This is a genomic window from Citrobacter sp. KTE151 (assembly GCF_000398845.1).
GTDB lineage: Bacteria > Pseudomonadota > Gammaproteobacteria > Enterobacterales > Enterobacteriaceae > Citrobacter > Citrobacter braakii.
Genome location: NZ_KB976064.1, coordinates 1,000,551 through 1,011,299 on the forward strand (window position 1 = coordinate 1,000,551; position 10,749 = coordinate 1,011,299).

The 10,749-nt window shown below is 54.2% G+C and carries 11 protein-coding genes; 2 read left to right on the forward strand and 9 right to left on the reverse strand.

Features of this window, described 5'->3' with window-relative positions; all coding sequences use genetic code 11:
* Positions 1-42: 42 nt before the first annotated feature.
* From menF to WC7_RS09960, 3 genes are all read right to left on the reverse strand, one after another.
* Complete coding sequence (gene menF, locus WC7_RS09970; RefSeq protein ID WP_016153826.1) at positions 43-1,341, reverse strand: isochorismate synthase MenF; 1,299 nt, start codon at positions 1,339-1,341, stop codon at positions 43-45.
* A 104-nt stretch (positions 1,342-1,445) separates the two neighbouring features.
* Positions 1,446-1,751, reverse strand: a complete 306-nt coding sequence (elaB, locus tag WC7_RS09965; RefSeq protein WP_003027683.1) for a stress response protein ElaB — start codon at positions 1,749-1,751, stop codon at positions 1,446-1,448.
* Between the two features lie 63 nt (positions 1,752-1,814).
* Positions 1,815-2,276 (reverse strand): GNAT family N-acetyltransferase, encoded by a 462-nt coding sequence (locus tag WC7_RS09960; protein WP_016153827.1) that lies wholly within the window; start codon positions 2,274-2,276, stop codon positions 1,815-1,817.
* Between the two features lie 67 nt (positions 2,277-2,343).
* Here WC7_RS09960 and rbn point away from each other — a divergent pair, with 67 nt between their 5' ends.
* The gene (rbn, locus tag WC7_RS09955; protein ID WP_016153828.1) at positions 2,344-3,261 is read left to right on the forward strand and encodes a ribonuclease BN; all 918 of its coding nucleotides are present in this window, start codon (positions 2,344-2,346) and stop codon (positions 3,259-3,261) included.
* A gap of 64 nt (positions 3,262-3,325) precedes the next feature.
* Positions 3,326-4,330: a chemotaxis protein gene (locus tag WC7_RS09950; protein ID WP_016153829.1), complete on the forward strand. Its 1,005-nt coding sequence runs from the start codon at positions 3,326-3,328 to the stop codon at positions 4,328-4,330.
* 92 nt (positions 4,331-4,422) lie between these two features.
* On the opposite strand, the gene nuoN is transcribed toward WC7_RS09950, so the two are convergent.
* The 6 genes from nuoN to nuoI form a co-directional block, all read right to left on the reverse strand.
* Positions 4,423-5,880 carry an NADH-quinone oxidoreductase subunit NuoN gene (nuoN, locus tag WC7_RS09945; RefSeq protein WP_016153830.1) on the reverse strand — a complete coding sequence of 486 codons (1,458 nt, stop codon included), beginning with the start codon at positions 5,878-5,880 and terminating at the stop codon, positions 4,423-4,425.
* 6 nt (positions 5,881-5,886) lie between these two features.
* Positions 5,887-7,416: an NADH-quinone oxidoreductase subunit M gene (gene nuoM, locus WC7_RS09940; protein WP_016153831.1), complete on the reverse strand. Its 1,530-nt coding sequence runs from the start codon at positions 7,414-7,416 to the stop codon at positions 5,887-5,889.
* Between the two features lie 76 nt (positions 7,417-7,492).
* The gene (gene nuoL, locus WC7_RS09935) at positions 7,493-9,334 is read right to left on the reverse strand and encodes an NADH-quinone oxidoreductase subunit L (RefSeq protein ID WP_016153832.1); all 1,842 of its coding nucleotides are present in this window, start codon (positions 9,332-9,334) and stop codon (positions 7,493-7,495) included.
* Positions 9,331-9,633, reverse strand: coding sequence for an NADH-quinone oxidoreductase subunit NuoK (gene nuoK / locus WC7_RS09930; protein WP_006683663.1), 303 nt, complete (start codon positions 9,631-9,633; stop codon positions 9,331-9,333). Before nuoK ends, nuoL begins: the two co-directional genes overlap by 4 nt.
* Positions 9,630-10,184: an NADH-quinone oxidoreductase subunit J gene (gene nuoJ / locus WC7_RS09925; RefSeq protein ID WP_016153833.1), complete on the reverse strand. Its 555-nt coding sequence runs from the start codon at positions 10,182-10,184 to the stop codon at positions 9,630-9,632. Before nuoJ ends, nuoK begins: the two co-directional genes overlap by 4 nt.
* 11 nt (positions 10,185-10,195) lie before the next feature.
* Positions 10,196-10,738, reverse strand: coding sequence for an NADH-quinone oxidoreductase subunit NuoI (nuoI, locus tag WC7_RS09920; RefSeq protein ID WP_003028062.1), 543 nt, complete (start codon positions 10,736-10,738; stop codon positions 10,196-10,198).
* Positions 10,739-10,749: the final 11 nt, after the last annotated feature.

The window sequence follows — 10,749 nt, forward strand, 5'->3', positions numbered from 1 at the left end:
GAATAAATGGATTTTTGATATGAGTCGGTAATATACAACTCATTACCCTTCCATCTGTAATAAAGTGCGCAGTCCTGCCGCTTTATTGTCTATTTCTTGCCATTCCTGTTCAGGATCTGAACCACGCACGATCCCTGCCCCGGCATACAGGCGTATCACATTTTCACTAATTTTCGCCGACCGTAATGACACGCAAAACTCGCTTTGGCGCAGAGAAAGGTAACCCGCAGAACCGGCATACCACTCGCGTTCAAACGGTTCATTTTGTTGGATAAATTCACGCGCCAGCTCACGCGGAATACCTGCGACTGCCGCCGTGGGCTGGAGCTGCATCAGACAAAGCGTATCATCAGCCTGATTCAGTTCCGTCCAGATACAGCGGCGCAGGTGCTGCACTTTGCGCAGTCTGAGCACCTGTGGCGGCAGCACATCAAGAGTTTGCGTACAGCCTTGCAGACGCTGGCAAATATCTTCGACCACCAGCATATTCTCGCGCTGGTTTTTATCATCTTTCATTAGCCATTCCCCCAACTGCCAGGCCCGATGATCCCCAGGGTGGTTGGCAACGGTTCCCGCCAGCGCCTCGGTGCGCAGCGCCGTGTCACGCCGCCGATACAGCCGTTCAGGGGAAGAACCAAGAAACGCAGACTTTGCGGAGAACGCCATAAAGAAATGGTAGCAGTTCAGGTTTAGACGACGACTGGAAGCCATCACGGCCGCGGCGTTAACCGACTGAGAAAACTGTAAATCGGTCGCCCGCGCCAGCACGACCTTATCGAGTTGTTCCCCATTGATCGTTTGCGTGGCGAGTTTTATCAGGTCTGTCCAGCCAGTTTTATCCGGCCAGTTCTGTTCTCCCGTCAAACGCAGACGCAATGCGGGCAGCGGCTTTACGTTGGCGAGCGATGAGATAAACGCCACCGCCTGCGCGGCGTCTTCACGCAGCGACACGTCGCTAAAGAGATGTAAGCGTAAGCTTGCCACTCCGGCGCAACGTCGCCACTCCAACCGTGGCAATAACAAATGGCCGCGCTGAGGCTCAAAGGCATTCAGGCCCCAGATACGCAGGTCAGGATTATCATTCTGCTGATGTAAAAAATGCTGAGCTAATTCCAGCGAGGAAAATGTAGCAACAGCGCCCAGTACGGCGGCTTCTTCATCGCCATTACGCTGTTGCCAGTAAAACTGGGGCCAGACGGGTTGACTGGCCAGCCATCCTAAAGCGTCAAACGCATCATTCAGTGGGAAAGGGATATCGTAAATACGAATTCCAGGTGCTGCTGGTATCTCTTGCGACAAATGACGCATCAGACTTTCCAGCGCAGTAGTGATTGAATGCACGCGGACCTCTCCCTGTTAAAAACCTCACATTATACGGGGTACTGAGCAGAAAAAGCAGTACCCCCAGTTAGGGAGTACGTACAAATGCGCTGACGGAATGGAATTTATCGCCGTGCTAACAATAATCCCATCACTAAACCGACCGTGGCGCCAACGCCGATTCCGCGCCAGGGTTTTTCATGCACATAATCATCCGCCCGGCAAACGGCTTTCTTCGCGCGGTAATAGTAGCTGTCAGAGGCGTGGCTGACGCGATTTCTCACCTCTTCTAACGCCCGCTCTGCCCGCGCTTTTAACTCAAGGTATTTTTGATCGGCTGGATCGCCGGAAGAACGCAGCACCTCCTCCAGCGTTTCACTCAATAATTCCAGATCGTCATCGATACGTGATTCATAAGAATGAAAAGACATTTTATTCTCCCTTTCTATTGACGTACCCGCTAACTATAGACAATCAGGCGTGTTTGCGCCTGTTTACGCCTGATGTGCTTCCCGCGCCATTCCGACGTGTGGAATACCGTCTTCGTCATAAATATCCGTGACCGGCACAAAGCCAAAGCGCGCATAGAATGATTGCAAATGTGCCTGCGCCCCCAGATACAGAGCCTTGTGCGGCCAATGCTGCGTACAGGAGGCCAGCGTCTGAGTCATTAGCTGTTGCCCCAATTTTTCACCCCGCAGCGCTTCGCTTACGATCACCCGCCCTATGACGACCGGCTCAAGTTCATCATCGCTTTTCAGAATCCTCGCATACGCCACCAGTTCATCGTTATGCCAACCCAGAATGTGCCGGTTTTCACCACTCAGGTCATCACCATCCACATCCTGATACGGACACCGTTGCTCAACAACAAATACCGCACAGCGAAGCTCAAGAATGGCGTACAGCTGCTGTGTATTGAGCTTTGCATGGTGGAGATCTTGCCAGTGAATCATAGTCTGCCCCTTTGTTGTGATAACCTGAACACCCTGCCTTATTGATGGCGAAAAGTGTAACGCGAAGATGGAATTACTATTTTTAGGCACGTCTGCGGGAGTCCCCACGCGCTCACGCAATGTAACGGCAATTTTACTGAATCTGCAACACCCGACTCAGGCGGGGCTGTGGCTTTTCGATTGTGGTGAAGGAACGCAGCATCAGATGCTGACCACGCCATTTACCCCAGGAAAACTCGAACGTATTTTTATCAGCCATCTACACGGCGATCACCTGTTTGGTTTACCGGGGCTGCTGTGCAGTCGCTCAATGGCCGGGAACGTCCAGCCACTGACGCTTTACGGACCAAAGGGATTGCGAGAGTTTACCGAAACGGCTTTGCGTTTGAGCGGCTCCTGGACCGATTATCCGCTGGATATTGTCGAAATCACCGCGGGTGAAATTGTTGATGACGGCCTGCGTAAAGTAACGGCGTACCCGCTGGAGCATCCGCTGGAGTGCTACGGTTTTCGTGTTGAAGAGCACGACAAACCGGGGGCACTTGACGCCAGCGCCTTGAAGGTGGCTGGTGTTAAAGCGGGCCCGTGGTTCCAGGATTTGAAAGCCGGAAAAACCATCGTGCTGGAGGATGGTCGAGCGATTAACGGCGCCGATTTTCTCGGCCCTGCCACCAGAGGAAAATCTGTGGCTATTTTCGGCGACACAGGACCTTGCGCGTCCGCCATAGAACTGGCACGCGGTGTGGATGTGATGGTACATGAAACCACACTGGACTCATCAATGGAGGAAAAAGCCAACAGCCGCGGTCACAGCTCGACCCGACAAGCCGCCCAGCTGGCGCTTGAGGCCGGAGTGGGACGCCTGATCATGACCCACGTTAGCTCACGCTACGATGAAAAAGGCTGTCAGCGGTTACTCGAAGAGTGCAAAGCGATATTTCCAGACACTGAACTGGCTCACGATTTCGCCATTTTCACCGTTTAATGCTCCATTTTTCCGCCTCAGTGCCGATAACAGTGGAAAGGCTGGCTTTCACACTGAGGACAGGATGAACAATTTCCAGAAAGATATTGATGACAGGACAAACCTAACCCTGTCTAACCGTTTTGAACTGCTGCTGTTTCGCCTTGGCAAATCCGTCGAGGAGCAGAAATCAGAACTGTTTGGCATCAACGTATTCAAACTGCGTGAAATCGTACCGATGCCGACCTTTACGCGTCCCGCAGGTATGAAAGCCCCGTTGCTGGGTATGGTTAACATTCGCGATCAGGTGATCCCGGTGATTGATCTGCCTGCCGTCGCGGGCTGTAAGCCAGAGACCGGACTCAACATCCTGTTGATCACGGAATATGCCCGCAGCGTTCAGGCGTTTGCGGTGGAGTCGGTAGAAAACATTATGCGTCTGGACTGGCAACAGGTGCATACCGCCGAGAAAGCCGTCAATGGTCGCTACATTACCAGTATCGCCTGTCTGGACGACAACAAAGAGACTAACAATCTGGCGCTGGTGCTCGATGTCGAACAGATCTTGTACGATATTGTACCGTCGAACCACGACCTGCGCGCAACAGAGCTGAAAACCAATAAGTTCAACATTACGCCGGGTGCGGTGGCGATTGTGGCTGATGATTCCAAAGTGGCTCGCGCGATGCTGGAAAAAGGGCTTAACGCCATGGAGATCCCACACTTAATGCATGTGACGGGCCAGGATGCGTGGGAAAAGATACAACAGCTATCTGAAGAAGCAGAAGCGGAAGGTAAACCAATCAGCGAGAAGATTGCGCTGGTGCTCACCGATCTGGAAATGCCGGAGATGGACGGTTTTACGCTTACCCGTAAGATAAAAACCGACGAACGCCTGAAGAAGATCCCGGTCGTTATCCACTCCTCACTTTCCGGTAGCGCCAATGAAGATCACGTACGCCGAGTGAAAGCAGATGGTTACGTGGCCAAATTCGAAGTCAATGAGCTGTCTTCAGTAATTCAGGAAGTGATGGATCGCACAGCGAAAGGCATCAGCGGCCCGCTGGTGAGCCGTCAACTTTCGACCTGACGCCCCAGCAACTTGAAGTATGACGAGTATAGACAGGTAAAAAAAAGAGTCTGGACATTGTCCAGACTCTTTTTCGATCACAGCATGATGAATTACATCAGCGGAGCCGCTAACTGCACGATGCTGATCAACGGTTGCGGGTAGATACCCAGCACCAGTACCAGCAGGGCAGAAATCAGCACCACAATACCGCCCGCGCTGTACTGCCAGTTGGACGGCGCATCGCGATTCAGCTGCTGCGGTGCGCTCAGATACAGGCTCACAGCAACGCGCAGGTAGTAGTACAAACCAATCGCGGAACCCACCACCACGGCGGCAACCAGCCACCACAGATTAGCCTGCACACCCACCGCCAGTACGTAGAACTTACCGATAAAGCCCAGCGTCATCGGAATACCCGCCAGAGACAGCATCATCACCGTCATCACCGCCGCGAGGATTGGGCGATGCCAGAACAGACCACGGTAGGAGAACAGAGAGTCTGCATCCGGACCGCGGTACGGGCTGGACATCAGGCTGACCACACCGAACGCACCGAGGCTGCTGAACAGATAACCGGCCAGGTAAACGCCAACCGCTTCCATCGACATCTCGCCGCTCTGCAGGGCAATCAGCGCCACCAGCAGGTAACCAAGGTGAGAGATAGAAGAGTAACCAAGCAGACGTTTGATGTTGGTCTGGCTCAGCGCCATCAGGTTACCGAAGATAATAGAAGCAAAGGCAATCACACCCAGCACGATCCGTACCGCTTCGCTATCACCTACCGGTGCGTACAGGAACAGACGCATCACCACGCCGAAGATAGCGATTTTGCTCGCCGTCGCCAGGAAGGTGGAAACCGGAGCCGGAGCGCCCTGGTATACGTCTGGCGTCCACAGGTGGAATGGAACCAGCGAGAGTTTAAAGCCGAGCCCAACAATCATCAGACCGAAGCCCGCCAGCAGCAGCGGTTCTTGCAGCATACCGTCGCCGAGGCTCTTACCGAGCGCGACAAACGACAGGTTGCCAGACTGCGCGTATACCAGCGCCATACCAAACAGCAGGAAGGAAGACGCTGCGGCAGACAGAATGGTGTATTTGATACTGGCTTCCAGCGAACGTTTCTGACGGAACGCATAGCCAACCAGCCCAAACAGCGGCAGAGAGATAAGCTCAATACCAAGGAACAGCGCCGCCAGATGGTTAGCGTTAGCCAGCAGAATACCGCCGAGCGCGGCAATCAGCACCAGCAGATAGAACTCTTCCCGGTTGTCGTCGTAGCCTTCCAGCCACGGGTAAGCGAAGGTACAGGTGGCAAGACTCGCCAGCAGCACCAGCCCGGTGTAGAGCATGGCGAAACCGTCAACCCGCATCAGCGGGGTGACGTCCATAGCGCCCGCCTGGCCAACAAACCAGAGCGAAACCAGTGCGGCGTTAAGCCCAATGACCGACAGCGTGGCATTGAGGAAGTGATTGCGTCGCCACGCAATGGAGAGCATCACAACCACCACCGTCAAGCCGACGATCAGCAGCGGTAGCAGCGCAATCAGGTGTTGTGGAGTTATTGTCATGGCGATTTACGGCCTTGTAGTAGTAACGGAATTAACAAACCACTGCTGGATGTTGCTCATCGCAGAATGCGAGGTATCCAGAATCGGCTGCGGATAGAAGCCAAGCAGTACCAGAAGCACGACCAGCAACAGGATGATAAACAGCTCACGCAGCGACATCCCTGGCAGTTCAACACTGGCAATCTGGCTCTTCGCCTTACCGAAGTAAGCGCGATGCAGCATCGCCAGCGAGTAAACAGAAGCAAACACCAGACCAAATGTCGAGATCACGGTAATAACCGGAACCACCTGGTAGCTGCCGAACAGAATCATAAATTCGCCAACGAAGTTACCTGTACCCGGCATACCCAGCGTACACACTGCGAAGAACATTGACAGCGCAGGCAACCATTTCATTTTGCCCCACAGGCCGCCCATCATACGCATATCACGCGTGTGCAGACGTTCGTACAGCTGACCACACAGGATGAACAGACCGGCTGCGGACAGGCCGTGCGCGATCATCTGAATCACCGCACCCTGGTATGCCAGCTGGCTGCCGGTGTAGATAGCAATCAGTACGAAGCCCATGTGGGATACGGAGGTGTAAGCAATCAGACGTTTGATGTCGTACTGATTAAAGGCCATCCACGCGCCGTAGAAGATGCCGATGACGCCAAGCCACATTGCGATAGGTGCAAACTCCGCTGACGCATTCGGGAACAGCGGCAGGGAGAAGCGCAGCAGACCGTAGGCTGCGGTTTTCAGCAAGATACCTGCCAGGTCAACGGAACCTGCGGTCGGTGCCTGGGAGTGAGCATCCGGCAACCAGCCGTGCAGCGGAACCACCGGCATTTTCACCGCGAAAGCGATGAAGAAGCCCAGCATCAGCAGGTATTCCACGCCGTGGGACATCGGAGTATTCAGCAATTCTTCATAGTTGAAAGTCCACACACCGGTCGCTTTGTAGTGCACAAACACCAGCGCCAGGATGGCAATCAACATCACCAGACCACTCGCCTGGGTATAAATGAAGAACTTGGTTGCTGCCGTGATACGCGTTTTACCGTCAGAGGCTTTATGCCCCCATAGCGCGATCAGGAAGTACATCGGCACCAGCATCATTTCCCAGAAGAAGAAGAACAGGAACATGTCGATGGCAAGGAACACGCCGATTACGCCGCCTAAGATCCACATCAGGTTCAGGTGGAAAAAGCCCTGGTATTTTTCGATTTCATTCCAGGAGCAAAGTACCGCCAGAACACCGAGCAGGCCGGTCAGCACCACCATCAGCAGCGACAGACCGTCGATAGCAAGATGAATCGAGATGCCAAAGCGTGGGATCCACGGCAGGACAAACTCAGACTGCCACTGCGGAATGCCAGTGGATTGCGTCAGTGAATAGCCGCCCTGCAACCAAAGTTGCAGGCCAAGCGCCAGCGTCAGTCCCATGGTAATCAGCGCGATCCAACGCGGCACCTTCACGCCAAAGCGTTCGGTCTGCCAGCACAGGAAGCCACCGATAAAGGGAATCAATATTAGCCAGGGTAGTAACATGGCGATTTTTATTCCTTTTTAAGGCCCCTAATAGAGGCCTGATTTTCAACGAATTTGGATAAAATTCACTTTACGATCAACGCAGTACCATCAACAGAGCCAGCACAACGACGGCACCGATGCTCATTGATGCTACATACCAACGCAGATAGCCGTTCTCGCTTAACAACAGGCCTTTACCTGCAAAGCGGGAAAGGATCGCCGGAATGTTCATCATTGCGTTCAGCGGATCGCGTTTCAGCAGCCATGCAACGCCCAGGAACGGCTTGACGAACACTTTGTCGTACAGCCAGTCGAAGCCCCAGGCGTTATACCACCAGGTACCCAGCAGACGGCCTGGCGCACTGTTGGCAATCGACGTCACCAGAGTACGTTTACCCAGCCACAGCCATGCAGCGATCAGAATGCCTGCAATCGCGACGATACCGGAGGTAATTTCCAGGGTCATCACGCGACCATGCTCAAGCTCGGTCGTCGCAGGCAGTACACCCTGCAGCGGTGGCACAATCAGTGCGCCAACGAAGGTGGACAGGATCATCAGCACAATCAGCGGCAGATGATGTGTAATCCCCTTCCCTGCGTGAGCGTGAATTTGCTCTTTACCGTGGAACACGATGAAAATCATACGGAAGGTGTACAGAGAGGTCATGAACGCACCGACCAGACCTGCAACCATCAGGTTGATATGACCGTTCGCCATCGCACCGGCCAGAATCTCATCCTTACTGAAGAAGCCTGCGGTAATCAGCGGCAGAGCTGACAGCGCCGCGCCACCGATCAGGAAGCAGAGATACACCAGCGGAATAGACTTACGCAGACCGCCCATCTTGAAGATGTTCTGTTCGTGGTGACAGGCCAGGATAACCGAGCCAGATGCCAGGAACAGCAGAGCTTTAAAGAAGGCGTGCGTCATCAGGTGGAAAATCGCCGCGTCCCACGCCTGAACCCCGAGAGCCAGGAACATATAACCAATCTGGCTCATGGTGGAGTACGCGAGAACGCGTTTAATGTCGGTCTGTACCAGCGCGGCGAAACCAGCCAGTACCAGAGTGATAGCCCCGATAATCCCCACCAGATGCAGGATTTCCGGCGTCATCAGGAACAAGCCGTGAGTACGTGCAATCAGGTAGACACCGGCGGTAACCATCGTCGCGGCGTGGATCAGCGCGGAGACAGGCGTCGGACCTGCCATCGCGTCAGCAAGCCATGTCTGCAACGGCAGCTGCGCGGATTTACCCACCGCACCGCCCAGCAGCATCAGGGTTGCCCACATCAGCATGTTGTTACCATCTGCAAAGTGAGCAGGTGCCAGTTCCACCATTTCGCGGAAGTTCAGCGTGCCCAGCTCGTTGTAGAGGATAAACAATGCGAAGGCGAGGAACACGTCACCCACACGGGTCACGACGAAGGCTTTCATTGCCGCAGCGCCATTCTTCGGATCGGTGTAATAGAAACCGATCAGCAGATAGGAGCACAGGCCCACGCCTTCCCAGCCGAGGTACATCAGCAGCAGGTTATCCGCCAGTACCAGAACCACCATGCTGGCGATAAACAGGTTGGTGTAGGCGAAGAAACGGGAGTATCCCTCTTCACCGCGCATATACCAGGAGGCGAACATGTGAATCAGGAAACCCACACCGGTCACCACACTGAGCATGGTCAGCGACAGGCCGTCCAGCACCAGGTTAAAACCGATATTGAAGTCACCGACAGACATCCACGTCCACAGCGGCTGGCTGTAGGCCTGTTGACCATTAGCAAAGAAGTCAACGCCAACAAACGCGGTCACCAGCGCCGCCAGGCCAATCGACCCGACACCCACGGTCGCGGACAGATTTTCTGACCAACGACCGCGAGAGAACGCCAGTAATACAAAGCCAATAAATGGCAGAATAATGGTTAAGGCAAGCATGTTCATCCACGCATCTCACTTACTGAATCGATGTTCAGGTTCTGGCGACGGCGATGAAGTTGCAGCAACAGCGCAAGTCCAATGCTCGCTTCCGCAGCCGCAAGGCTGATGGCGAGAATATACATCACCTGACCATCGGTCTGGCCCCAGTAGCTTCCGGCGACCACGAAGGCCAGCGCGGAGGCGTTAATCATGATTTCCAGCCCGATCAGCATAAACAGCAGATTGCGGCGGATAACCAGACCGGTTAAGCCCAGTACGAATAAGACAGCCGCGAGGATCAGTCCATGTTGTAAGGGGATCATGCGTGCTCCTCCGTTTTTCTTTTCGCGCGGTCATCGGTGCGATTGCTCAGCACTTCACCAGAACGCTCTTCGCGCCCTACGTGGAAGGCTACAACCAGACCTGCCAGCAGCAGCATCGAAGCCAGCTCGACCGCCAGTACATACGGTCCGAACAGGGAAATACCGACAGCTTTCGCGCTAATTGGCGTCCCGTCGATGCCCTGATCGTTAACACCCAGAATGGCATAAACAATAACCGCCAGCATGATGGCCGACAGAATCGCCGGTCCAATCCACACCTGCGGTTTCAGCCACTGGCGTTCCTGTTCAATTTCAGAACCACCGAGGTTGAGCATCATGACCACGAACACGAACAACACCATGATGGCGCCCGCGTAGACGATTATTTCCAGCGCCCCCGCGAAGTAAGCACCTAACGAGAAGAACACCCCGGAAATCGCCAGCAGCGAAATAATCAGGTACAGCAGTGCGTGTACCGGATTGGTGTGGGTGATCACCCGCAAGGTTGCGAGAATGGCTATCAGGCCACAGATATAAAAAGCGAACTCCATTGCCCCTCTCCTTACGGTAACAGGCTCTTGACGTCGATAGGCTTGGCTTCGTTCTCTGCTTCGCCCTTATCTTTGCCGTCGATTGCCATACCTGCCATCCGGTAGAAGTTATATTCCGGGTATTTACCCGGACCGGAGATCAGCAGATCCTCTTTCTCGTAAACCAGGTCCTGGCGCTTGTACTCACCCAGCTCGAAATCTGGAGTCAGCTGAATAGCCGTTGTCGGACAGGCTTCTTCGCACAGGCCGCAGAAAATGCAGCGTGAGAAGTTAATGCGGAAAAACTCCGGATACCAGCGGCCGTCTTTGGTCTCTGCTTTTTGCAAAGAGATACAGCCTACCGGACACGCTACCGCACACAGGTTACAGGCAACGCAGCGCTCTTCGCCGTCTGGGTCACGGGTCAGAACGATACGACCACGAAAACGGGGCGGTAGATAGACCGGCTCTTCCGGGTACATCTGCGTTTCGCGTTTCGCGAACGCATGCAGGCCGATCATCCAGATACTGCGTACCTGGGTGCCGAAACCTACGAACAATTCTTTTAAGGTCATGGTCTTTGTGT